Consider the following 24,226-nt stretch of genomic DNA (forward strand, 5'->3'; position numbering starts at 1 on the left):
CTGACGCCTTTCCCGAAGGGGGCCCCCTTCCCCCCAACCCTTGCCATTCCCGCCGATTTCTGGTCTTGAAACCCCTTGCGCGCCATGTCATCGCGCGGCGCCCGGCGCACGCCTCGCCACCGCTGCCGCCGCCATCCCCCCTGATGGCCCATCCCTCCCCGCGCGCCTGCAACCGCACGAACATTCCCCAAACATATGAGCAAGAAACCCTCTCCCGCCCTCATCGCCCAGAACAAGAAGGCCCGGCACCTCTATGAACTCGACGACTTCATGGAGGCTGGCCTCGTGCTGACCGGCTCGGAGGTCAAGAGCCTGCGCGCGGGCCACGTGAACTTCCGCGACAGCTACGTGGACTTCCGCAACGGCGAAGCCTTCCTGGTGGGACTGCACATCGCCCCGTACGACAACGCGGGCTACGCCCAGCACGACCCCGACCGCGACCGCAAGCTGCTGCTGCATGCCAAGCAGATCGACACGCTGGCCTTGCGCGTGGCGCAGAAGGGCCTGACCGTGGTGCCGGTGAACCTGCACTTCAGCAAGGGCCGGGTGAAGGTAGAAATAGCCGTGGGCCGAGGCAAGAAGCTGCACGACCAGCGCGAGGACCTGAAGCGCCGCGCCGCCGACCGGGATACGGAGCGCGAACTGGCCCGTTTCTAGGCAACCGTGACGGCGAAGCCGCCGCCACCGCCGCCCCGCCGTTTCCGTTTCCCCTTTTCCCTGCCCCCCGACCATCTTTCAGCCAATCTCCAACCGCATCAGCCCCGGATATTTTCGTGTCCACGCAAGCCCCCCATCTCACCGCCGCGCAGGAACGTTCCCTGCGGGACATCTTTCCCGGCGATTCGCTGCTGCTCGCACCGGAGCAGACCCTGATCTTCGCCACCGACGCGGGCCGCCGCATGGGCACTCCGCTGGCCGTGGTGCGCCCCACCACCGAAGCGCAGGTGGTGGAACTGCTGCGCCTGGCCCAGGCGGAACACCTGCCCGTATACGCGCGGGGCCGCGCCTCCAACCAGGTAGGCGCGTGCGTGCCCACCCGGCCGGGCATCGTGGTATCCTTGCTGCACATGAACCGCATCCTCGACATCGCGGACGACGACTTCGTGGCCGAGGTGGAGCCGGGGGTGGTCACCTCCGACCTGCAACGCGCCGTGGAGGCGCGCGGCCTGTTCTACCCCCCGGACCCGGCCAGCATCGACATTTCCACCATCGGCGGCAACGTGGCCACCTGCGCGGGCGGCATGCGCGCCCTGAAGTACGGCGTCACCCGCGAATACGTGCTGGGGCTCACGGCGGTGCTGCCCGGCGGCAGGGTGCTGCGCCCCGGCGGCCGCTGCCACAAGAACGTGGTAGGGCTGGACCTTACCCGCCTGTTCGTGGGCTCGGAAGGCACGCTGGGCATCGTCACCCGCATCGCGCTCAAGCTGCTGCCCCTGCCGCAGGCCACGGCCACCCTGCTGGCCGGGTTCTCGTCCATGGAGGCGGCCATGCACGGGGTGCGGCGCATCTTCCGCGCGGGCATCCTGCCGGTGGCGCTGGAATTCCTGAGCCCGGAAGTGCTGGACTGCGTGGCCCGCCGCCAGCCGCCCCCATGGCCCGACTCTGTGCGCGGCGCGCTGCTGATCCGCCTGGACGGCAGCCGCGAATCGCTGCCGCTGGAAATCAGACGCATGCACGACGCCCTGCACACCACGGATGCCGCCCCCGGCAACGAACCGCCGGTGTGGTCCGCCCACGGGGTGGGCCACGACGAGGAAGACCCCCTGTGGGCCATGCGGCGCGGCATCAGCCCGTCATCATATCTGGTGCGGCCCAACAAGATCGGCGAGGACATCGCCGTGCCGCGCGGCCGCCTGCTGGACGCGCTGACCGGCATCCGGGCCATCGCTCAGGCCCACGACCTGCCCATCCTCACGTACGGCCACGTGGGCGACGGCAACATCCACGTGAACATCATGTTCGACGGGGCAGACCAGGCCGAGGTCACCCGCGCCGACGCCGCCACCGTGGAGGTCATGCGCCTGGTCCGGTCCATGGACGGCACCCTTTCCGGCGAGCACGGCGTGGGCATGGCCAAGAAGGAATTCCTGCACCTGCAACTTTCGCCCCTGGAAACGGAACTGATGCGCCAGGTGAAGCACGCCTTCGACCCGCTGGGGATCATGAATCCCGACAAGGCCTACTAGGGGCGCTCCCACACCACGCGGCAACACATCATGAGCACGGACACCACTTCCAGAACCACGGCCACACCGGCCGACACCGCGCACGGCGACGCCCCCGAACGGCCCCGCGCCTGCCTGCTGTGCGGCCAGTGCACGGCCGTGTGCCCCGCCTTCCTGACCACCGGGCGGGAAGAACTTTCGCCCCGCGCCAAGCACCTGGTGTTCGCCGCCCTGCGCGACGAGCCGGGACGCCTGGGCCTGAAGCCCGCGCGCGAACTGGCCGACCGCTGCCTGTCCTGCGGGCGCTGCGCGACCATCTGTCCGCAGGGGCTGTCGGTGCCGCAGGCGCTGGCCGCCCTGCGCGCCAGACACCCCAACTGGCAGCAGTGGCTGTGGAAGCAGTGGATCGAACACGGCCGCCTGCTGTGGCCCGCGCTGGCCCAAATCTCTAGGTCGACCCGCGTGGTGCCCGGCGCGGTGGTGCCGGAAGGCGTGCAGCACATGCTTCGCTCCGCCGCCGCCATGCTGCCCCCGCCGCCGCCCGCCCCGTGGATAGTGGCGGATCAGGCGACGCAAAAGGCAACGCAGGAGGCAACGCGCGGCGAGGCCGCCCGTCCCCCGGCCATGCTCTTTGCCGGGTGCACCGCCCGGCGCATCCGCCCCCGCTGGAAGGACACGGCCCGCGCCCTGCTGCGCTGGCTGGGGCACCCCGCGCCTGCTCAGGGCGACGAGGACGCCTTCACCTGCTGCGGCTCCACGCTGGAGCACGCGGGCATCCCCGATGCCGCCGCCTCGGCCCGCGCCCGCAACCTGGACGCCTGGCGCGCCGCGGGCCGCCCGCTGCTGGTCACCTTCTGCGCCACCTGCCACCACGGTCTGGGCGAATACCCCGGCCACGCCGATCTCGACTGGCAGGACGGCGAGCGCGAGGCATGGACCGCCGCCCTGCGTTCCCTGTCCACGTTGTGGGGCGAGGCCGCGTTCCGCGTCACCGGTGACGCCCCGGCCCTGCCCGAACCCGGCGCCCCCGCGCCCGTGCGCTACCACCAGCCCTGCCACCGCAAGGGCACGGACCCCGACGCGGTGTGGCTGCGCGCCCTGTTGGGCGACCGCATGCGCGCCCCCGGCGGGGTGAACTGCTGCGGCATGGGCGGCGTGCTGCAACTGGCCGCGCCCGACCTTTCGCGCACCGTGGCCGATGCCTGCTGGAACGCCCTGCTGCCGGAACGGGCCGCCGCGTCCTCCCTCGCGCCCTCCCCCACATCTGGCCCGGCGTCCCCCCCGGCGTCCGCCCCGACATCTTTGGCAAACGCGCCAGCCGCCCCGCCCGACGCCGCACAGGCTCCGGAGGTCACCGTACTGACCGGGTGCAGCGGCTGCACTCTGCAACTGGCCGCAACCGCGCCCCGCAACGTGCGCGTGCTGCACTGGCTGGACGTGGTGGGCCTGCCGAAAGGCTAGTCCCGCCCCGGCATTGCCCGGCGCGATGCATGCGTCACGATTCCCTGTCATTCCGGAATACTGCGTGTGAATTCAAGGTGCGCGCATTGCCAACAGACGGTATTTGACTTATTTGAGACGGGTTCGGCCACCCGCCGCGCGGCCCATGTTTTCCGCTCCGCCGCCGCACGTCGGACGCCGCGCCATGCGGCCCGCCCGGCACGTCGCCCTTGCGGCCATCGCCAGCCCCGCCCCGCGCGGGGCCTTCCGCGCGGCAACCGGCCCTGGCCGCCCCGCGTTCCCACCGCCTCCATCTTTCGGGAGAAGGAATGTTCGATATCCTGTTCAAAAGCCTCTTCGGCTCTTCCAACGACCGCTACATCAAGCGCTGCCGCGCCCGCGTCGAGGCCATCAACGCCCTTGAGCCGCAGATGCAGGCCCTTGCCGACGAAGACTTTCCGGCGCGCCTGGCCGAATACCGCGAACAGGCCCAGAACGGCCGCAGCCTGGACGACCTGCTGCCCGAAGTCTTCGCGCTGACGCGCGAGGCGGGCAGGCGCGTCCTGAACATGCGCCACTTCGACGTGCAGCTGGTGGGCGGCATGGTGCTGCACGAAGGCCGCATCGCCGAAATGAAGACCGGTGAAGGCAAGACCCTGGTGGCCACCCTGCCCGTGGTGCTGAACGCCATTTCCGGGCTCGGGGTGCACGTCGTCACCGTCAACGACTACCTGGCCAAACGCGACGCCGCGTGGATGGGCCGCCTGTACAGCTTCCTGGGTCTGTCCGTGGGCGTCATCGTGCACGGCCTGACCGACGAGGAGCGCAAGGCCGCCTACGGGTCCGACATCACCTACGGCACCAACAACGAATTCGGCTTCGACTACCTGCGCGACAACATGAAGTTCTACCCGCACCAGTTGGTGCAGCGCGAACACAATTTCGCCATCGTGGACGAAGTGGACTCCATCCTCATCGACGAGGCGCGCACCCCGCTGATCATCTCCGGCCCGTCGGAGGATTCCACCGGCCTCTACCGCCGCGTGGACGACATCATCCCCAGGCTTTCGGCCGAAACCCACTTTTCCGTGGACGAAAAGGCCCGCACCGCCACCCTCACCGACGAGGGCGTGGCGAAATGCGAAGAACTGCTGGGCATCGACAACCTGTTCGACCCCGGCAACATCACCTTCCAGCACCACGTGTTGCAGGCCCTGAAGGCCCACCACGTGTTCCGGCGCGACGTGGACTACATCGTCACCCCCGAAGACCAGGTGGTCATCGTGGACGAGTTCACCGGCCGCCTCATGCCGGGCCGCCGCTTCAGCGACGGGCTGCACCAGGCGCTGGAAGCCAAAGAAAAGGTGAAGGTCGAGGCGGAAAACCAGACGCTGGCCTCCATCACCTTCCAGAACTACTTCCGCATGTACAAGAAGCTGGCGGGCATGACCGGCACGGCCGACACCGAGGCCGTGGAATTCCAGCAGATCTACGGGTTGCAGGTCATCACCATCCCGACCAACAAGCCCATGGTCCGCCGCGACTACCCGGATTCCATCTACCGCACCCGCCGCGAAAAGTTCGACGCCATCGTGGCCGCCATCGGCGAACTGCACCAGAGCGGCCAGCCGGTGCTGGTGGGCACCATCTCCATCGAGACGTCGGAACTGCTTTCGGCCATGCTCAAGAAGGCGGGCGTGCCGCACAACGTGCTGAACGCCAAGCACCACGAGCAGGAAGCCGAAATCGTGGCCCAGGCGGGCCAGCGCGGCAAGGTCACCATCGCCACCAACATGGCGGGCCGAGGCACCGACATCGTGCTGGGCGAAGGCGTGCGCGAACTGGGCGGCCTGCACATCCTGGGCACCGAACGCCACGAAAGCCGCCGCATCGACAACCAGTTGCGCGGCCGCTCCGGCCGCCAGGGCGACCCCGGCTCGTCGCGGTTCTACCTTTCGCTGGAAGACGACCTGATGCGCCTGTTCGGGTCCGACCGCATCTCCGGCCTGATGCAGAAGCTGGGCATGGAGGAAGGCGAACCCATCGAGAACCGCATGGTCAGCCGCGCCATCGAAAACGCCCAGAAGCGCGTGGAAGGCCACAACTTCGAAATCCGCAAGACGCTGCTGGACTACGACAACGTCATGAACCAGCAGCGCGAGGTCATCTACACCCTGCGCCGCGAGACCATGATGGAGGCGGACCTCGAAGACACCGCCCTCGAATTCATGGACGACCTGTTCGACGAGATCTACGGCGACGTGGAACAGGGCAAGGGCGGCGAGGGCGACGACGCCAAGGCCTACGCCATGGCCCGCCTGCGCGACGTGTTCAACATCACCCGCGTGCTGCCCCTTGCCGACGGCAACCTGCCCGACCGCGAAACCGCGCGCGGGGCCGTGCTGTCCATACTGGAAGAACTGAAGCGCGACACCGGCGAGGTGTACCGCGACATCCTGCGCTTCTTCCTGCTGGAGGAAGTGGACCGTTGCTGGAAGGAACACCTGCTGAACATGGACCACCTGCGCGACGGCATCGGCCTGCGCGGGTACGGCCAGCGCGACCCCAAGCAGGAATACAAGCGCGAGGGCTTCTCGCTGTTCCAGGACATGCTGTTCCGCGTGCGCGAAAACCTGTTCCGCGCCCTGACCCGCCTGCGCATCCAGCGCGAGGAGCAGGTGCCGCAGGAAGAACTGAAGCAGGAATTCAAGCACAAGGAAGAGCCCAAGAGCCTGAACTATTCCGGCGCGCAGAAGGAAACCCCGTCCGCAACGCCCGAGCGACGAGCCGAGCCCAAAGTCGGCCGCAACGACCCGTGCCCCTGCGGCAGCGGCCAGAAATACAAGAAGTGCTGCGGCGCGTAACGCGCCCCACGGCACTGTCGCACACACAGGGGCGGCGCGGGAGTTCCCGCGCCGCCCTTCACTTTTCCGGGACTTGCCCGTAATACGCACGGCGGGCACCCCACGCACCCGCCAACCGGCCCGACGGGCCGAACACGGAGCCGACCATGCAACCGAACAGGGCCAGTAACGACACCCCGGCCACCACTCAGGAAGTCCCCGCCACCTGCGCGGCTCCCAAGGGCTTCCGCTTCGCCACCACGGGCGCCGGGTTCCGCAAGTCGGGGCGCGACGACCTGGCCCTGGCGGTCAGCGACACCCCCGCCGTGGCTGCCGCCGTGTTCACCAAGAACCTGTTCCAGGCCGCCCCGGTGCTGGTGGCGCGCGACATTCTGGCCCGCGCGCCCAAGGCCCGCGCGGTGCTGATCAATTCCGGCCAGGCCAACGCCTGTACCGGCGACGAGGGCCTCGCCAACTGCCGCGCCACGCTGGAACTGGTGGCCGCCGCCACCGGCCTTGCGCCGCAGGACATCCTGCCCGCGTCCACGGGCGTCATCGGCGCGCAGTTGAAGATGGACCTGTGGGCCGCCGCCGCGCCCGCCCTGGCCGCCGACCTTGGCAAGAAGGGGCCGGAAGACTTCGCCAGGGCCATCATGACCACCGACGCCTTCCCCAAGTTCGCCTCGCGCACGGTGGAGCTTTCCGGCGGCACGGTGACCCTGGCGGGCATGGCCAAGGGCGCGGGCATGATCTGCCCCAACATGGCCACCATGCTGGCCACCGTGCTGTGCGACGCCGACGTGGAGCCCGCCGCCTGGCAGGCCCTGTTCCGCGACGCGGTGGACGCCACCTTCAACCGCGTGACCGTGGACGGCGACACCTCCACCAACGACACCGTGTTCGGCCTTGCCAACGGCGCTTCGGGCGTGGCCGCGCGCGGCGCGGACCTGGCCGTGCTGGGCGCGGCGCTTACCGGCGTGCTGGGCGAGGTGGCCTACATGCTGGTGAAGGACGGCGAAGGGGCCACCAAGGTCATCCACATCAACGTGGCGGGCGCGCGCGACGACGCCGACGCGGAACTGGCCGCGCGCACCGTGGGCCATTCGCAACTGGTGAAGACGGCCATGTACGGCCGCGACGCCAACTGGGGCCGCATCGTGGCGGCGCTGGGCCGCAGCGGGGCCGTCTTCAACCCGGCGGCGGTCATCGTGTCCCTGTGCGGGGTGGAACTGTTCCGGGGCGGGCAGCCCACCAACCTGGACTTCGACGCCCTGCTCAAGGAGCCGCTGGCCGGGCGCGACATCGTGGTCAACATCATGCTGGGCAACGGGCCGGGCAGCTACCGCCTGCTGGCCTCGGACCTGACGCACGACTACGTCAGCTGCAACGCCGACTACCGCAGCTAGCGGCAGGCGGCACCGCCCCGCCATGGGGTCCGCCCCATGAATCTGGCCCGCGTGCTTGACAGCGCGCCCGCCAACCGGGTACACACGCTTTCTCGCGCGGCTTGTCCGCGCGACAACGGAGAGGTGGCCGAGCGGCCGAAGGCGCTCCCCTGCTAAGGGAGTATACGGGCAAAACCTGTATCGAGAGTTCAAATCTCTCCCTCTCCGCCAGACGGCAAAGGGTCACGGTGCAAACCGTGACCCTTTTCGTATTAATTCACTATGTTTTCCTTCTGTTGGCATCATGAATCGAACTTACACAAGCCGGGAGTCCTTCGTGGCCGCCGACATGCCGAACGCTAACGAGTTGACCGTGGGCATCATGGCCCTCGTTGCACGGGAGGAACGGAAGGCCACTCATCCCGGACCAAGGCCGCCCTCGCCGAAGCCAAAGAGCGAGGGGGCAAGCTGGGGTGCCCCACCGGGGCGGCACACCTCCGGGAATACGGCAATGCCGCCGGAGTGGACGCCGTAAAGCAGAACGCCGACGCACGGGCACAGGGCTTCGGCCCCTCGTCAAGTCCATCCAGGCATCAAAGATCACCTCGGCCAAAGGGATAGCCGAAGAGCTGAAACCGTCGTTGTGTTGCCGCCCCTCGGGGTGGTAAGTGGCATGCATCCAGCATACTCAACACCATGAGACGCCTAACATAACAACGCGTGGTAAAATGCTATGCCGAAAAAATCCCCGTCCGGAGACTATCTTGATCGAGTGAACATGCTTGACAACATTATCCGCGAATGCATCTCTGTTTCCAGAGATTATGCTGGAATCAAATCGCCGACTGGAAGGCATTTCTATGCTTCAGTTTTATTCACGACACTTTGCACACGTGGTGTGAGCATATCAATGCTTGTACCACACTCTCCACTATATCAAATAAATATACCACACTGGGACTATGCCAGCATAGCTGTACTTGCTCGGTCTATCCTTGAAATAAGACTAGCATTTCATTATATATGCTATGAAGAAATAAGCAATGATGAATGGGAATGCCGATGGAACATACTAAATCTTCATGACTGCCGAAGCAGATATCTTCTGTTTAAGGACAACCCGATCGCTACAAAAGATGCCGCATACCACAAAAATATGATGGAAGACCTTCGAGAAAGACTAAATAAAAACAACTACTTTTTATCGCTTGACAAAAAGATACAAGCAGAGATCTTGAAAGGAAAACAAGCATATATTCACAAACTAGAAGACATTGCTGCTCTTGCTGGTTTTGAAAAGAAAACTTATCGATGGGCGTTTCGCCTATTCTCTGCCCAAGTACACGGACTGCCAATGGCATACTACCGAATGGATTCTCAAGAACGCGGAAGAGGTGTACATAGCGAGATAGAAGAGGATTATATTACTATATGTCTATCACTTGTGTCTTTGCTCATGGTCCAGACGCGTGACGAAATGCACAGTATTTTCAAAGGACTCAAGCCAGCAACGTCAAGTTAAATACAAGCATCCCTTTGCTTGCCCCGGATACACCCCCCTGCTACAAACGCTCTCTAGGCCCTTCGACGGACCTGAAGAAAATCGGTGAGTTCGGCAGGAAACGTATCCGAACTGCCGAATCTCTCCCTCTCCGCCAGACGACAAAGGGTCACGGTGCACACCGTGACCCTTTTCGCGTGCTGCCACCGCCCCGCACAGGGTGGGCGGCCCCGCACGGTTCCGGGGGATACTCCTCCCGCTCCGGCGTCCCCCGCACGCGGCAGGCGCATGAAAAGCCAGCCCAGGCGGGGTGTTCCCTTCACCCCGCCATTCCACCTGCTTGCATTTCCACGTGAAATGCACCAACCTGCAACAGGCATGGGTTCATGCCAGGCGCAGCGCGGCACAATGCCCCCTTCCGTGCGGACAACACGTACGCAGCGTACCTCCCTGCAAAAGCTTTCGCATCTCCGCGCCTTGGCAGAACGTTGCATCGGCAGCGCCCCATGGCCGCCCCTGCACGCCAACCGGCAGAATGTATACGCTTTCACCACACGTTAACGCCACTCCGGAGTACGGCGCATGGACATCGCAACCCTTTTCGGCCTCATCGTCGGACTTGCCATGGTCTTCGGGGCCATCATGGGCGGCGGTTCCATATGGCTGTTCGTGGACCTGCATGCCTTCATGATCGTGGTGGGGGGCTCGCTGGCGGCCATCTGCATAAACTTTCCGCTCAACCAGGTGCTTCAGGCATTTCGCGCCGCATCCAAAACGCTGATGATGCGCGAATTCTCCGACGCCGACGTGGTGAACACCATGGTGCGCATCGCCGAACTGAGCCGCCGCGAGGGCATCGTGGCCCTGGAGCACGTGCACACCAACGACGCGGTGCTCAAGAAGGCGTGCATGCTCATCGCCGACAACGCCGGGCCGGAACTGATCAAGGATTCGCTGCTGATCGAGATATCCTCACTGTGCAAGCGCCATTCGGTGGCCCAGAACGTGTTCAAGCGGCTGGGCCTGCTGGCCCCTTCGCTGGGCCTTACCGGCACGCTGATCGGCCTGGTGCAGATGTTCGCCAACCTCGACAATCCCAAGAGCATCGGCCCGTCCATGTCCGTGGCCATGATCTGCACATTCTACGGGGCCATGCTCTCCAACCTCATCCTCACCCCCATCGCGGGCAAGCTGGCCGCGCGCACCCAGCTTGAGGTGCACCGGCTGGAAATCATCTTCGAGGGGGCCAAGTGCATCCTCGAAAACAACAACCCGCGCCTGGTCTACGAAAAGCTGTCCTCGTTCCTGTCCCCCAAGGAGCGCCGCTATGCTCGATAGAAAGGAACGCCAGAAGGCCATGGAATCCGATGGCGACGACCACGCCATCTGGCTGATCACCACCTCGGACCTGTCCCTGCTGCTGCTGGCCTGTTTCGTGCTGCTCTTTTCCATGTCTTCGGTGGAAAAGGGCATGTTCTCCGACTCCATCAACTCGGTGCAGCAGGCCCTGGGCGTGGGGGAAGGCTCGCGCATCGTGCGCCTGAAGGACGAGAAGGTGGGCAGCGTGGTGGACGAGGTGATGTACCGCCGCCAGTTGGTGGAAGCCCAGAACCGGCTCTACGCGGAAGTACGGCTGTTCGCGCAGTCGCGCGGCATGAGCGACATCCTCACCGGCAGCAGCGAGGACGGCAAGATCACCCTGAACATGCCCGCCGGGGTGCTGTTCGAGCCGGGCAACGACTCCATCACGCCGGAAGGCCGCAAGCTGTTGCAGCACATGTACGACCTGTTCGTGCGCCACCCCGACCAGGACATCAACGTGCGCGGCTTCACCGACAGTTCGCCTACCGCTCCGGGCGGACGGTTCCGCGACAACTGGGACCTGTCCTCCGCCCGGGCCATCAACGTGCTGCGCACCCTGCTGGACATGGGCATAGACCCGCACCGCATCACCGCCACCGGCCTTGCGGACATGAACCCGCTGTTCCCCAACACCACGGAAGAGAACCGGGCCAGGAACCGCCGCGTGGAATTCGTGCTGGAAAGGCAGATCATGCGCGACAACAAGTAGCGGCGGCGGCCTGCGGGCAATGCCGCGGGCCGCGCGCGCCACGCCGCATCAGTTCCGCTTTATCAGGCCCACCAGGAACAGCAGCACGATGGCGCCCACCACGGCGGTGACCAGCGATCCGGTCATGCCGCCGCCGTGCACGCCCACCATGCGGAACAGAAAACCGCCCAGCACCGCGCCCACCACGCCCACGGCCATGTTGCCCAGAAAGCCGAAGCCGCGCCCCTGCATCAGTTTGGCGGCCAGCCAGCCAGCCAGCGCGCCCAGCAGCAGAAACCAGATGATGCCCATGGATGTGTCCTCCCGTTGTGTTCGGGGGCGCGCGGCAGCGGCGCCCGCCGGGGTTGCTCCTTCCATGGTACCCGCAGCCCGGAAAAATGTCTGCCCCCCGCGCGAGGGTGCGGGATGTTTCCGCGCCCGGCGGGGACATGTGGTTGCCCGCGACGCGTGCGGGGGTGTATGCTGCGGGCAGTACCGTGCCGGGCCTTGCCGGATACCGCGTCCCGGTCTCCGCGCCCGGCGCGCCCGCCATCCGCAACCGTCACCCAACCGTGAAGAGAGGTTCCCATGCGCACCCTCATGCTTGTCTTCGCCCTGCTGCTGTTGCCGGGCGCGGCCACCAGCGCCCACGCCGTGCTCGGGCTGTTCGAGAACGACTACCGGGTGGTGTTCGACGCCGTGCCCGACATCAAGGACGACAGGATATACCTTGGCGAATCGGTGATGGGCGACATCACCAAGCGCGAACTGAAGGGCAACAACGTGGTGCTCACCGTGGACGTGAAAAAGGAATTCGTGGGCAACATGGTGGACACCACGGTGTTCGTGGTGGAAGGCGGCCGCCTGAAGCACGCCACCCTCGGCCAGTCGTCCACGCCGCTGAAGGAGGGGGCCAACGTGCTGGGCTTTACCGATGCGCTGCAACTCAACCTGTTCAAGGCCAAGGCGGCCATGAACGATCTTGGCGACTACCTGCGCAAGAAGGCCGACGAACTGGCCAAATAGCGGGAATCGAGCCGGAGGGGCTCCGGACGCCCGGACGCGAGGCCGGGGAATGGAAAGACGGCCTGACCGGAAGCGCGGGAACAGTCCCGCCCCGGCCGGGCCGGCTATTCCAGCCGGCCGAGCATGATGGAGGTCACCAGCCGGTGCCGCGAAACACCGCCCCGCCACCAGTAGGCCACGGGGTGGCCGGTGGCGTCGGTGGCCAGGCCGATGACCCCGGTGCCCACGCCGCCGATGCCCGGCTCTCGCGTGTCCCTGGGCAGTGCGGCAAGCCATGCGGCGCTGCCCCGCTCTATGCCGGGAGCAATGGCCGGGGGGGCCTCCACCTCCGGCGTCCGGGGCTGCCCCAGGGTGGCGCCCGGCACGGGTTCCATCGCCGGTTGCGTGGGCCGCGCGGCTTCGAATTCGGGGCTGCCCGCCTCGCGTATGGCGGCCAGGTCGCCGTGCGGACTCAGGGTACAGTCGGCCACGGGCAGCAGCACCTCGCCGGGCCGGGCCGGGTTGGAGCGTGGACCGCCCAGCGCCACCATGACGTGGCCGGTGGCGGAGCTGGCGCTGCGTTCGGCGGGCCGCAGCCACGCCACCACGTCGCCGGGGCGCAGGTCCGAAACCCGCTCCAGCCGCAGCCAGCCCGTGCCGTCGCCCTTGGGTCCGGCGCGCAGGATGCTGCGGTGGAAGTCCTCGGCCCGGGGGCGGTAGTGCTTGCCGCTGCGGTCCACGGTGGCCAGCGCCGAGGGGTTCACCTCGTACAGCAGCATGGACAGGAAGCCGGAACAGTTCAGCTCGAACCGGCCGGTCTCCTCGTCCACCACGTAGTTGCCGGTGTAGCGGGTGCTGCGCACCTGCGAGAGCACGCGCACCGCCTCCGCGTACAGGGCACTGGCCCCTTCGGTGGCGGGCTGGTCGCCGAAATTCGGCATGTGGCCGATGGAGAGAACGGGGGCGGGAGCGGGGGATTCGGAAAATTCGGCTGCCACGGCGGACACGGCAGACAGGGCCGCCAGCAGCCCCGTCAGCAGGCACGCCAGCAGGCACCGGGCCGCCAGGCGCGAAATCCGGCCGCAACCATCCGGCATGGCCCGCGCCGCAGCCCGTCTCTCTCCGTCAGTACACATCGCCTCTCCTTTTCGGCATCAGGCCCGCGCCAAGCCCAGCATACCGTAAATGGCGTCCATGTCCACGGCGGCGCGCACGGCGTCGGCCAGCCGGTCCAGCGCCGGGTCCAGCGAATAGGGGGCCACCACCCGGCCCAGCGGAGCCAGCCCCCGGCGTGCGCGCAACCCGTCCAGAAAATGCCTGCGGAAGCCGTCCGCGTCGAACACCCCGTGCAGCGAGGTGCCCCACACCCGCTCCCGTGGCCCGGTTCCGACGGACCAGCCCAGCGCACCGCCGTCCTCGCGCAGCAGGAAGACGCGCGCGTCTTCCGGGTCTCCCGCGTCACCGGCCCCTCCCCCCTCCTCTCCAACGGTTATCCCGTGCCGGATCTCGTACCCGGCCACCGGCAGGCCGCTGTGCGGGTGCACCCCGGCCGTGCGGCGCAGGGTCTTTTCCGCCGCCAGTTCGGTGCGCACCGGCAGCAGGCCCAGCCCCTGCTCGCGCCCGCCGCCTTCCAGCCCCAGCGGGTCGGCCACGGAAAGGCCCAGCATCTGCAACCCGGCGCAGATGCCCGCCACCACCGGCCCGTCCGGGTCGCGCGCAAGGCGCGCCAACTCCCCGGCCATGCCCGAGGCGCGCAGGGCACGCAGGTCGCCGGTGGTGTTCTTGCTGCCGGGCAGGATCACCGCATCCGGGTAACGCCCCCCCGGTCCGGCCGATCCCGCGAGGTCCGCCGGGACGCGGGCCACGCGCAGCCGCACGTCCGGCTCTCCGCGCAGGGCGTCCACGTCGGTGAAATTGCTGATGTGCGGCAAGTCCACCAGCACGATGTCCAGCGCATCGCCGCCGCCTTCTCCCTCCACACCGCCGTCCCGCAGGCCCGGCAGCCCTTCCTTGAAGGTCACGGAATCCTCTTCCGGCAGGCCCAGGTCGCGCAGGTGCGGCACCACGCCCAGCACGGGACGGCCGGTCCGTTCCCTCATGAAGTCCAGCGCCGGGTCCAGCAGGCTGGCGTCGCCCCGGAACTTGTTCAGCAGGTAGCCCGCCACCAGGTCGCGCTCCCAGCCGTCCAGCAGTTCCATGGTGCCCACCAGCGCCGCGAACACCCCGCCCCGGTCGATGTCGCCCACCAGCAGCACCCGCGCCCCGGCGTGGCGGGCCATGGCCATGTTCACAATGTCGTGGGCCTTCAGGTTGATTTCCGCCGGGCTGCCCGCCCCCTCGATGACCATCACGTCGTGCTCCGCCGCCAGGCTGTCGTAGGCGGCAAAGGCCGCATCGCGCGCCCGTGGCTTGTAGTCCACGTACTGACGCACTCGCATGACGCCCACCGGACGCCCCATGACGATGACCTGCGAGCCCACGTCGGAACAGGGCTTCAGCAGCACCGGATTCATGCGCACGTCCGGGTCGAGACGGCAGGCCGCCGCCTGCACCGCCTGCGCCCGGCCCATCTCCAGGCCGTCGGGGGTGACGCAGGAATTGAGCGCCATGTTCTGCGCCTTGAACGGGGCCACGCGCAGGCCGTCCTGCAGGAAGATGCGGCAGAACGCGGCGGCAAGGATGCTCTTGCCCGCGTTGGAGCAGGTGCCCTGCACCATCAGCGCGGGCGGGCGGGGGGCGGGCGGGCGGGAGACGGCTGCGGGGGGCATGGTGACGGAACTCATGGGCCAAGGTCTAGCGCGAATCGGACCGGTCCGCCAGAGCGTCCGGTCCCGCTCCCCGATCCGCGGACGCCCCCGATTTACCTCCATGCCTTGCCCCAACATCCCCGGTGGGTTATCCTTAGGGAAGGCTCGGGCTTTCCTTCTTCCGCCGCCGTGTCCGCGCGGCCCCGGCCCGCGTCCGCTGTCCTCTTCGGCAACCCCAAACCGGGAGCACCGCCATGAACAGAACGCTCAAACTCGTGGCCGCCGCCATCGGCGCCCTGGTCATCCTTGCCGCGGCGGCCGTCGCCATCGTGGTGGCGACCATCGACCCCAACGACTACAAGGGCCGCATCGCCGACGCCGCGCGCTCGGCCACCGGCCGCGAACTGGTCTTCGACGGCGACCTCTCGCTGTCCTTCTTCCCGTGGCTGGGCATCGCCTTCGGCCCCATGCACCTCGGCAACCCGCCGGACTTCCCCAGTCCGTCCCCCCCGTCTTCCCCGGCGGGCGACGACGACGTCTTCCTGCGCATCAAGGGCGGCGGGTTGCGCGTGGCCTTCATGCCGCTGCTGTCCAAGCGGGTGGAGGTGGCGGAACTGATCCTGGACGGGCCGCACCTGAACCTGGTGCGCGCCGCCGACGGCCGGACCAACTGGGACTTCGCCAAGCCCGGCCAGACCCCCGGCACGTCCGGCGCGTCCGGCGCAACCGGCACACCCGGCGCACAACCGGCCCAGCCCCCGGCATCCGGTTCCGCCAACTCTGGCAGTTCCGGCGGCGCACCCCTGGCCGTGGCCGTGGACACCCTGTCGGTGAACGGGGCCTCGCTGTCCTTCCGCGACCTGCCCACCGGACAGCAGTTCCGCGCCCGCGACCTGAACGTGGACGTCAACGGCCTGGCTCCCGGCGGCGACCCCGCCGACATCAGGCTGACCGTAGCCATGTCCGGCCAGAAGCCGGACATGGAGGCCGACCTTTCCGTCACCGCCAAGGTCCAGTCCGACCTGGGCGGCTCGGTGCTGGAAGTGAGCAGCCTGACCGTGACCCTCACCCCCAAGGGCGGCGTGATCCCCGCCGGGCTCGGCAAGGTGGAACTGGCGGGCGACATGACCTTCCACACCGTGCCGCAGCGGCTGGACATCGCCCGGCTGTCGCTGTCCACGCCCACCCTGAAGGTCGGCGCCAACGGCACCGCCGCGCTGGGCGCACAGGCCTTCGAAGGCATGCTGACCCTGGCCGGTTCGCCGCGCAAGGCGCTGGAAGCGCTGGGCACCCCCGTCCGTACGGCCGACCCCAAGGCGCTGGAAGCGCTGGACCTCACGCTGGACGTGCAGGCCGCGCCCGCCAAGGTGGACGTGCGCTCCATCACCGGCAAGCTGGATGACACCGCCATTCAGGGCAAGGCGTCCGCCGTGCCCGGCCCGGTGCAGGTGATCCGGGCGGAACTGGCGCTGGACGCCATCGACGTGGACCGCTACCTGCCCCCGGAAGGCGACAGGCAGAGCGGGGGCAAAGCGCCGGAAAAGGCCGCCTCCGCCCCGCAGGGCGGCAAGGCGGCCCAGCAGGGCGGCGCGGCGGAGGCCAAGAAGGCCCTGCGCGCCTACGACGTGGACGCCACCTTCAAGGCCGGGCGGCTCGTCGCCTCCAAGGTGCCCATGACCAACGTGCTGGTGCGCCTGGTGGCCGACAAGGGCCTGGTGCGCATCAACCCGCTGAAGCTGAACCTGGGCGGCGGCTCCGTGGACGGCGACATCACCGCCGACACCCGCGCCGAAGCGACGAAGTCGCGCATCGTCAGCACCGTGAAGGGAGTGGAGGTGGGCGAATTGCAGCAGGCCGCGCTGGGCAAGCGGCACGTTTCGGCCCGCACCGACGCGAAGACCGACCTCACCGCCACCGGCGACGACTGGAACGCCGCCAAGCACACCCTGGCGGGCACGGCCTCGCTGGCCATGACCCAGGGCACCATCCACGGCTTCCAGATCATCCCCGAAGGCATCAAGGGCGCGGAATCCCGGCGGGCCGGGGCATCGGGCCAGAAGTTCGACAGCCTCACCGCGTCCATCCGCGCCGACAAGGGCGTGGTCAGCAACAGGGACCTCAGGTTCGTCTCGCCGGGCATCGGCGCCACGGGCGCGGGCACGGCCGACCTTGGCCGCAACGTGGTGGACTACGCCGCCACCCTCGACGTCACCGGCCTGCCCAAGATACCCATCAAGATCAGCGGCCCGCTGGACTCGCCCAGCTACGGGGTTGACCCGGCCAAGATGCTGCAAAACACCCTGGAAGGCGCGGGCAACGTCATCCAGGCCCCGGTGGAAAAGGGCGGCGAGGCGGTGAAGGGCATCGGCGGGGCCATCAGGAACCTGCTGCCCGGCCAGAAGCAGTAGCAACGGAACGACAACCGCCCGGAACGCACGCCCGCCGCAAGGGCCATGCGTTCCGGGCGGCACCATGACCGGATACCCACGGAGCACACCCATGAACGAACTGATCACCGCCGCCTCGTTGCAAGGCAAGGCGGCCCCCGGTTTCAGGCTGGCGGACGCATCCGGCGCGCCGCGCGCCCTTGCCGACTTTGCCGGAAAATGGCTGGTGCTCTACTTCTACCCCAAGGCCAGCACCCCCGGCTGCACGCGCGAGGCGCGCGACTTCACCTGCATGCTGTCCGACTTCGCGGCGGCGGGCGCGGCCGTGGCCGGGGTAAGCCCCGATTCGCCGAAAGCCATCGGCAACTTCACGCTGAAGCAGGAACTGGGCGTGACCCTGCTGAGCGACCCGGACCGGGCCGTGGCCAGGGCCTACGGGGCCTTCGGCGCCAAGATGATGTACGGCAAGGCGGTGACCGGCATCGTGCGCTCCACCTTTCTCATCGGGCCGGACGGCACGGTGCGGGCGGTGTGGTCGCCGGTGAAGGTGGACGGGCACGCCCAGGCGGTGCTGGACGAATTGCGGCGGCTCTCGGCCGGATAACGCCCCCGGCGTCCGCAGGCACGCAACGGAACGGAGCGGTTTCCCGTGGGTCCGCCCACGGAAAACCGCCCCGTTCGCGTCATCGGTCCGCGGCCCGGCCGGACGGCGCTGCCCGCCGTCCGGCTTCGGCCGCGCCGCTACATTTCCACCTGCTGGATGCCGTCCAGACGCCACATCTCGCTGCCCGAGCGCACGAAGTGCCACACCTCGCGCACCTGGCCGGGGGCGTCGGCCTGGGCGTCCTCGCGCATCAGCACGTCGAAGAACACCGTGGCCACGGTGCGGTCCTTCTCTTCGGTGACGGACAGCACGCTGGCGTTGCAGTACAGGATCTCGGTGCGCGAGGGGCCGGGGTCTTCCTGCGCCTGTTGGGTGATTTCCTTGAGTATGTCCGGGGTGGTGAACTGGGCGATGTCGTCCAGGTCGCGCCGGTCCCACGAGGATTGCAGGCGGGTGTAGGCCAGCTTGGCCCCGCGCAGGAAGTCCTCGGTGTCGAAGCCTTCCGGAATGCCGGGGGACGCGGGCTGCGCGGCCGCCGCCGGGGCGGAGCGCAGGGCGTCCCACCCGGCGCCGGAGCCGGACTGCGCGCCGTAGTCGGCGTCGCGGCGCATGCCCCTGTCCGGAGCGGGACCGGTGGCCGGGGCAGGAGCGCCGCCGCCGCGCCGCGCCGCGAAGAACTTCAGCGCCATGAAGACCACCAGCGCGATGAGCAGCATGTCCACCATGCCCACGCCGCCGAAGCCGCCGCCGAACAGCAGCGAGCCAAGCAGGCTGCCCGCCAGCATGCCGCCCAGCATGCCGCCGAATCCGCCGAAGCGGGAACGCGGGGCCTGCTGCGGCGCGGTGGGGCCGGGTTGCTGGGTCTGCTGCTGCCGGTTCATGTTGGGCCCGGCGGGCGAGGAAGGCGAAGGCTGGGTGGGGGTGAAGCTGCGCTGGTAACTGGGGCTGCCGCCGAACGACTTGCCCCCGCCGAGACGCTTGGCGTCGGCAAGGTCGGTCATGCTCAGGCAAAAGGCCACGGCCACGGCCAGGCAACAGGCAATAATCCGGGTACGGGTCATGGGTACTCCCGATGGTTGCGTGCGGTTGGTCGGAGTCGGGGTAGACTGGCGGGCTGTGCCCACCGGCATACCGCATCAGTTGCGGCCCGCAACGTATCGGGCCGGTGCAACGACGTGGGTGTCGGTGCGGCGTCGGTCCACCATCGAAACGGCGGCATGCGACGGGTCGGCGCTGCGGCAGGTGGCCGGATGCGCCGGGCGGATGCGGGGGAAGGAAACGGATTCCCGGAGAAATCCTAGCGAATCACTCCCAGTCCCTTCAGCATCTGCACGAACAGTTGGCGGTCGATGGGCTTGGGCACGTACGACGTGGCCCCGCCCTTGTAATAGGCTTCCACCACGTTGCGCGGGTCGTCGAGGGCCGTGGTCATGACCACGGGCACCTCGTCGGCGGGGGCCACCCCGCGCTCGCGCTCCAGGGCGCGGATGCGCCGCAGCGCTTCCTGTCCGTCCATCTCGGGCAGCATGATGTCCAGACAGACAAGGTCGTACGGTTGCTGCGTGTTCAGTGCCGCCGCGAACGCCTCCACCGCCTCGACGCCGCTGACGGCGATGTCGCAGGCCCCGTAAGGCGAAAGGATGGTCTGCAGGAACTTGCGGCTGGTGAAGTCGTCCTCGACGATGAGCACGCGCATGGAGGGCCTCCGAACCGGTTCTGGCGCTGGGACCGGTGCGCCGTGGGGCCGCGCCGGTGGCGTTCGGGCAATCATAAGGTTTCGCCCGTGGAATGCAAGTCGTCGCGGGGCACCTATCACGCGCCCCGCCCTTTTCGTGCGCGCCGGTTACTCTCTGGCCTCGACCATTCCGCGCATGTTGCGACGCCCGGCCCCGGCGAAGCCGGAACCGGGCGCGCAACGTCGGCCATGCCCGGCGGGGTGCCCCGCCGCGCGCTATTTGGCGGGCTTGAGGGCGTCGAAACGGGTCCACAGCACCGCGCCGATCTCCACGTCCTTCATGGCGCCGTCGGGACCCTTGACCTGCTCGGGCGCGGTGGTCAGCGCGGCAAAGCCCCACCAGCCAGCCAGCGGGCAGGCCACGGTGAACACGCCGCTGGCGTCGGTCTTGACCACCTGGGTCACGTGGAATTCGGTGGGCGCCGCGTACTTGCCCTGGGCGTTGTAGTATTCCACCTCCACGTCCACGCCGGGGGCGGGCTTGCCGTCCAGCATGGCCACACCGGTGAACACGCCGCCCGCGTAGTTGCCGAAGGGCCGGGTAAGGGGAATGATCTCGAACTTCAGCCCCGCCGGGGTGTCCCAGCCGTCCTCGTTGCCGAAGGCGGGCACCACCACCTTGGTCAGGTGCTGGATGTAGCAGTCTTCTTCCGGTTCCCAGTACAGCTTGGGCTCCATGGTGAACATGTACACGCCGGGCTTGGGGAAGGTGAAATCGGTCTTCCAGGCGGTCTTGCCCATGACCTTGGCTTCCTTCAGCGAGGCCAGCAGGTCGGTGCGCTCGGTCTTGCCATCGTCCACCCGCAGCACGCCGAAGGCCTGCGGCCGCTCCAGGTTCATGCCGTGCCCCTCGAAGGGGTGCGAGAACGACAGGGTGACGGTGGTGGCGCGCTTGGCGGCGGTGGCCACCGGGGCGTCGGGGATGATCATGCCGAAGTGGGCAAGGGCCGGGGCAGCGGTGACGAGCACCAGCGCCAGCGCGCCGACGAGCCTGCGAAGCTGCATGGGACACTCCTTTCCTGTTGATATGCGTGCGGGAATACGAAGCGTTAAATATGCGATGTTTCGTTACACGAAACAATGTGTCGTGTCACCATGAAATGCGGACAACGCCGGGGGCGAGGGGGCGGGGGGCGGCGGCAAGGCGGAAAAGCGAAGCCGACCGCCCTGCCCGGGCGCTGGAAACGCGGGGAAACCGGCGGCTATCCCTGTCGGCCGGGATGGGCCGGGGTGCGCGCCGCCACGGCGCAGTCCACCGCCACGGCACCGGCCCGCAACAGGCAGTCCACGGCGCGGGCCAGCGTGGTGCCGGTGGTGCAGATGTCGTCCACCAGCAGGATGCGCCTGCCGCGCACGTCCGGATGGGCGGTGAAGGCCCCGCGCAGGTTGCGGCGGCGTTCCTGCCGCGAAAGGCCCGTCTGCGGGCGGGTGGGCGTCACGCGCGTCAGCCAGCCGGGCCGCAGCGGCGCGCCCAGGGCGGCGGCGGGCAGGCGCGCCAGTTCCAGACACTGGTTGCAGCCCCTGCGGCGCAGCCGTTCCGGGTGCAGCGGCACCGGCACCACTCCGTCCGGCCGTGGCAGGTCCGCGCAGGCCGTGGCCAGCAGACCGCCCAGCAGCCGCGCGGCGGCGTGGTCCTCCGAAAACTTCACGCGCAGCACCAGATGGCGCAGCGCGCCTTCGTACAGGCCGTGCATGCGGAAGGCCGCCCACGGCGGCGGGGAGGCCAGGCAATGGACGCAGGGGGCGTCCGGCAGGGTGGGCAAGGCGTGCGGCGCGCCGCAACGCGGGCAGATGCCGCCCCGGCGCGGGGCCAGAGCCAGGGCGCAGGCCGGGCACAATGCCGGGGCATGGGAAGGGGATTCCGGCGCGCCGGATGGTGTGGCCGGGTGCCCGTCGCACGGTCTGCCGCAGGCGGCGCAACGCACCTCGGCCAGGCCGCAGGCGCGCGCCCACGCCCCCAGACCGGCCAGATCTACCAGACCGGCCAGACGGGCCAGAAGCGGGTGCACCTGCTACTGGTTCACGGCCATGGCCTGGCCGTCGAACATGGCCCGCGCGGCGTTGCCGCCGTATTCCAGCACCCGCGCGCAGGTCGCCGGGTCGTTGGCGATGTCGTCGGGCCCGTCGTAGCCCGCCAGCAGCAGCGGTTCGGCCAGGGTGATGTTGAACGCCGCCAGGAAGTAGCGCAGCGTCAGCAGGCTGCCGTCAAAGATGCGCTCACCCTTCTTGCGTCCGGCCACCAGGGACACCCAGGCCGTGCGGCGCGGCAGGGACAGCAACCTTTCGTCGCCATCCTCGCGCCGCAGCCAGTACGACTGGCCCCGGTCGATGAACGCCTTGAACATGGCGGGCAGGTGATAGAAGAACACCGGCGCGGCGAAAAACAGCGCGGGCGCCTCGAACAGCATGGAGAACAGCGGCGCGCTGCGGTCGGTGCCCTCCAGGAAGCACCAGCCGTTGGGGTCGTGCTGGCAGCGGTAGCAGGACACGCAGGGGCGCACCTCGTACTGGCGCATCAGCGTGACCTCGATGTTGCCGCCCGCCTCGGCGAAGCCGCGCGCGAACAGCGCGGCCAGCTTGTCGCTGTTGCCGTTCGCCCGCGGGCTGCACGAAATCGCCCGGGCCGGAATGGTGCTTGCGTTCATGGCTACTCCTTGCCGTGCCCCCCGGTGTGGCGTCCCCCACCGGCATCGTCTGGCCCATTCGACGCGGCCGCCCCGGCATCCCGCGCGGGCTCCGGCTCCGGCGCGCCCCGCCGGAAGCGGACTTCCGCATGGCCGTCGTGCCGGACGACCTCGGCCAGCCAGCCGGAAACCGTGTGCAGCGCACCCAGCGCCGCATCCACGGACCCGTGGCCGACCAGAAACACCAGAACCGCATCCGGCTTGAAACGGAGGTACCAACCTACCTCCAGGCCCACCCCTCAGCAGGTGGCGCGCAGGTCCACCATCAACGGTTCCGGCATATCCATACGCTCCGATATAACAGCTTGCGCGTAAACACTAGGGGCTGTTTCCAAATCAGGACTTTCGTTCGCTGGCAAGGAAAACAAGCCTGCCATGAAGGGCCATCTGGAAACAGTCCCTACAGGGAAAACTCCGTAAAGTACGGGTTGTTCAATTTCTCCGCGCCCACGGTGGTCTCCGGCCCATGGCCCGGGTAGACCACGGTGTCGTCGGGCAGGGTGAAGATCTTCTCCACCACCGAGCGGCGCAGGGCGTCCAGGTCGCCGCCGGGAAAGTCCGTGCGGCCGATGGACCGGTGGAACAGCAGGTCGCCCACGATCACCGCGCCCGCCTGCGGAAAATGGAACGACAGGCTGCCCGGCGTGTGTCCCGGCGTGGCCAGCACCCGGCAGGCAAGGGCGCCCAGGTCCAGGTCGCCCTCTTCCACCGGCCGGTAGCTGAAGGGGGCCACGCGCGGAAAGCCGAAGGCCCCGCCGCGGCCCAGTTCCGTCTCCATCAGGAAGGCGTCGGCCGCGCCCGCCAGCACCGGCGCGCCGGAGGCCTCCGCCAGGGCGGCGGCGCCGTAGATGTGGTCGAAGTGCAGGTGGGTGATCAGGATGTGCGTGAGCGTGAGCTTGTTCTTTTCGGCGTACTGCAACATGGGACGCGGCGTGCCGCCGGGGTCCACGGCCACGGCCGCCCCGTCCAGGTGCACGAGATAGCCGTTGGTCTCCAGCGGCCCCATGGGAAAGGTGGAAATGCGCGGCTTCACAGGGCCTCCAGCAGCAGTTCTTCAAGGGGGACGCGGCTGGACGAGCCGCGCTGGGCGGGGCGCCCGGCCGCGATGAGGGCCATGAATTCGTACCGTCCGGCGGGCAGGCCCAGGGCCTGTTCCACCTGTTCCGCCTGGTTGACGATCTCGCCCAGCCACACCGCTCCCAGGCCCAGCGCGTGGGCGGCCAGCAGCAGGTTCTGGATGCACGCGCCCGCGCCCTGGTGGTCCTTCATGGGGTGGTAGCACGCCTCGCGGTCGAGGAACACGGCCACCAGCACCCCGGCGTCGCGCACGATGCGGGCATACTTGGTGCAGCCCGCCAGCGCATCCTGCCGGGGATCGCCACGCTGCACCACCAGGAAACGCCACGGCTGGTTGTTCAGTCCGCTGGGCGCCCAGCGGGCGGCGTCCAGCATGGCCACGATCTCGTCGCGGGTGACCGGCGCATCGGTGAAGCGGCGGATGCTGCGCCGCCCGTACAGGGCGTCGAACACGGCGCGGACTTCTGCGGGAATATGGGGTTCCGTCATGGGAGTGCTCTCGGGAAATATGCCTGGGAAATGTTTTCGGAAAGTGCGCCCGATCCGTGCTGCCCGATCCGCGCTGCCCGATCCGCGCTGCCCGGTCCACGCCAATCCGGCCTG

The 24,226-nt window shown here is 68.3% G+C and carries 22 protein-coding genes and 1 tRNA gene; 12 read left to right on the top strand and 11 right to left on the bottom strand.

Annotated elements, in window-relative coordinates:
• Positions 1 to 195: 195 nt before the first annotated feature.
• The 9 genes from smpB (at position 196) to ACR4XJ_RS01050 (ending at position 11,405) form a co-directional block, all read left to right on the top strand.
• Positions 196 to 657: an SsrA-binding protein SmpB gene (gene smpB, locus ACR4XJ_RS01010; RefSeq protein WP_434753456.1), complete on the top strand. Its 462-nt coding sequence runs from the start codon at positions 196 to 198 to the stop codon at positions 655 to 657.
• Between the two features lie 116 nt (positions 658 to 773).
• The gene (locus tag ACR4XJ_RS01015; protein ID WP_434753457.1) at positions 774 to 2,186 is read left to right on the top strand and encodes an FAD-binding oxidoreductase; all 1,413 of its coding nucleotides are present in this window, start codon (positions 774 to 776) and stop codon (positions 2,184 to 2,186) included.
• A 30-nt stretch (positions 2,187 to 2,216) separates the two neighbouring features.
• Positions 2,217 to 3,626 (top strand): (Fe-S)-binding protein, encoded by a 1,410-nt coding sequence (locus ACR4XJ_RS01020; protein ID WP_434753458.1) that lies wholly within the window; start codon positions 2,217 to 2,219, stop codon positions 3,624 to 3,626.
• A 308-nt stretch (positions 3,627 to 3,934) separates the two neighbouring features.
• Positions 3,935 to 6,469 (top strand): preprotein translocase subunit SecA, encoded by a 2,535-nt coding sequence (secA, locus tag ACR4XJ_RS01025; protein ID WP_434753459.1) that lies wholly within the window; start codon positions 3,935 to 3,937, stop codon positions 6,467 to 6,469.
• 146 nt (positions 6,470 to 6,615) lie between these two features.
• Positions 6,616 to 7,854 carry a bifunctional glutamate N-acetyltransferase/amino-acid acetyltransferase ArgJ gene (gene argJ, locus ACR4XJ_RS01030; RefSeq protein WP_434753460.1) on the top strand — a complete coding sequence of 413 codons (1,239 nt, stop codon included), beginning with the start codon at positions 6,616 to 6,618 and terminating at the stop codon, positions 7,852 to 7,854.
• Between the two features lie 117 nt (positions 7,855 to 7,971).
• Positions 7,972 to 8,064: transfer RNA gene (locus ACR4XJ_RS01035), tRNA-Ser, on the top strand.
• A 547-nt stretch (positions 8,065 to 8,611) separates the two neighbouring features.
• Positions 8,612 to 9,355, top strand: coding sequence for a DUF5677 domain-containing protein (locus tag ACR4XJ_RS01040; protein ID WP_434753461.1), 744 nt, complete (start codon positions 8,612 to 8,614; stop codon positions 9,353 to 9,355).
• A 561-nt stretch (positions 9,356 to 9,916) separates the two neighbouring features.
• Positions 9,917 to 10,672 (top strand): motility protein A, encoded by a 756-nt coding sequence (locus ACR4XJ_RS01045; RefSeq protein ID WP_434753462.1) that lies wholly within the window; start codon positions 9,917 to 9,919, stop codon positions 10,670 to 10,672.
• Positions 10,662 to 11,405, top strand: a complete 744-nt coding sequence (locus tag ACR4XJ_RS01050; protein ID WP_434753463.1) for an OmpA/MotB family protein — start codon at positions 10,662 to 10,664, stop codon at positions 11,403 to 11,405. Before ACR4XJ_RS01045 ends, ACR4XJ_RS01050 begins: the two co-directional genes overlap by 11 nt.
• 48 nt (positions 11,406 to 11,453) lie before the next feature.
• On the opposite strand, the gene ACR4XJ_RS01055 is transcribed toward ACR4XJ_RS01050, so the two are convergent.
• Entirely contained in the window at positions 11,454 to 11,696 is a 243-nt protein-coding gene (locus ACR4XJ_RS01055; protein ID WP_333504899.1) for a GlsB/YeaQ/YmgE family stress response membrane protein, read from the bottom strand.
• 276 nt (positions 11,697 to 11,972) lie between these two features.
• On the opposite strand from ACR4XJ_RS01055, the gene ACR4XJ_RS01060 reads away from it, so the two are divergent.
• A complete protein-coding gene (locus tag ACR4XJ_RS01060; RefSeq protein ID WP_434753464.1) occupies positions 11,973 to 12,410 on the top strand; it encodes a hypothetical protein in 438 nt (145 codons plus the stop codon).
• Between the two features lie 104 nt (positions 12,411 to 12,514).
• Here ACR4XJ_RS01060 and ACR4XJ_RS01065 read toward each other — a convergent pair whose 3' ends face one another.
• Both ACR4XJ_RS01065 and ACR4XJ_RS01070 read right to left on the bottom strand, forming a co-directional pair.
• Positions 12,515 to 13,525: a hypothetical protein gene (locus ACR4XJ_RS01065; protein ID WP_434753465.1), complete on the bottom strand. Its 1,011-nt coding sequence runs from the start codon at positions 13,523 to 13,525 to the stop codon at positions 12,515 to 12,517.
• Positions 13,526 to 13,543: 18 nt separating this feature from the next.
• On the bottom strand, positions 13,544 to 15,157 hold the full coding sequence (locus ACR4XJ_RS01070) for a cobyric acid synthase (protein WP_434753466.1): 1,614 nt from the start codon (positions 15,155 to 15,157) through the stop codon (positions 13,544 to 13,546).
• Positions 15,158 to 15,390: 233 nt separating this feature from the next.
• Between ACR4XJ_RS01070 and ACR4XJ_RS01075 the strand changes: the two genes are divergently transcribed.
• Together ACR4XJ_RS01075 and ACR4XJ_RS01080 are read left to right on the top strand one after the other, a co-directional pair.
• The gene (locus tag ACR4XJ_RS01075) at positions 15,391 to 17,544 is read left to right on the top strand and encodes an AsmA family protein (RefSeq protein ID WP_434753467.1); all 2,154 of its coding nucleotides are present in this window, start codon (positions 15,391 to 15,393) and stop codon (positions 17,542 to 17,544) included.
• A 91-nt stretch (positions 17,545 to 17,635) separates the two neighbouring features.
• On the top strand, positions 17,636 to 18,127 hold the full coding sequence (locus tag ACR4XJ_RS01080) for a peroxiredoxin (protein WP_434753468.1): 492 nt from the start codon (positions 17,636 to 17,638) through the stop codon (positions 18,125 to 18,127).
• Positions 18,128 to 18,264: 137 nt separating this feature from the next.
• Here ACR4XJ_RS01080 and ACR4XJ_RS01085 read toward each other — a convergent pair whose 3' ends face one another.
• From ACR4XJ_RS01085 to ACR4XJ_RS01120, 8 genes are all read right to left on the bottom strand, one after another.
• Positions 18,265 to 19,188 carry a Tim44 domain-containing protein gene (locus tag ACR4XJ_RS01085; RefSeq protein ID WP_434753469.1) on the bottom strand — a complete coding sequence of 308 codons (924 nt, stop codon included), beginning with the start codon at positions 19,186 to 19,188 and terminating at the stop codon, positions 18,265 to 18,267.
• A 236-nt stretch (positions 19,189 to 19,424) separates the two neighbouring features.
• Positions 19,425 to 19,823: a response regulator gene (locus tag ACR4XJ_RS01090; protein WP_434753470.1), complete on the bottom strand. Its 399-nt coding sequence runs from the start codon at positions 19,821 to 19,823 to the stop codon at positions 19,425 to 19,427.
• A gap of 255 nt (positions 19,824 to 20,078) precedes the next feature.
• Positions 20,079 to 20,867 carry a DUF4198 domain-containing protein gene (locus ACR4XJ_RS01095; RefSeq protein WP_434753471.1) on the bottom strand — a complete coding sequence of 263 codons (789 nt, stop codon included), beginning with the start codon at positions 20,865 to 20,867 and terminating at the stop codon, positions 20,079 to 20,081.
• 197 nt (positions 20,868 to 21,064) lie between these two features.
• On the bottom strand, positions 21,065 to 21,871 hold the full coding sequence (locus ACR4XJ_RS01100) for a ComF family protein (RefSeq protein WP_434753472.1): 807 nt from the start codon (positions 21,869 to 21,871) through the stop codon (positions 21,065 to 21,067).
• 3 nt (positions 21,872 to 21,874) lie between these two features.
• On the bottom strand, positions 21,875 to 22,507 hold the full coding sequence (locus ACR4XJ_RS01105; RefSeq protein WP_434753473.1) for a flavodoxin family protein: 633 nt from the start codon (positions 22,505 to 22,507) through the stop codon (positions 21,875 to 21,877).
• Between the two features lie 2 nt (positions 22,508 to 22,509).
• On the bottom strand, positions 22,510 to 22,731 hold the full coding sequence (locus ACR4XJ_RS01110; protein ID WP_434753474.1) for a hypothetical protein: 222 nt from the start codon (positions 22,729 to 22,731) through the stop codon (positions 22,510 to 22,512).
• A gap of 215 nt (positions 22,732 to 22,946) precedes the next feature.
• Entirely contained in the window at positions 22,947 to 23,579 is a 633-nt protein-coding gene (locus ACR4XJ_RS01115; RefSeq protein WP_434753475.1) for an MBL fold metallo-hydrolase, read from the bottom strand.
• Positions 23,576 to 24,112: a nitroreductase family protein gene (locus ACR4XJ_RS01120; RefSeq protein WP_434753476.1), complete on the bottom strand. Its 537-nt coding sequence runs from the start codon at positions 24,110 to 24,112 to the stop codon at positions 23,576 to 23,578. Before ACR4XJ_RS01120 ends, ACR4XJ_RS01115 begins: the two co-directional genes overlap by 4 nt.
• Between the last annotated feature and the right edge of the window lie 114 nt (positions 24,113 to 24,226).

This window comes from Nitratidesulfovibrio sp. D1, from assembly GCF_051133415.1.
Taxonomy (GTDB): Bacteria; Desulfobacterota; Desulfovibrionia; order Desulfovibrionales; family Desulfovibrionaceae; genus Cupidesulfovibrio.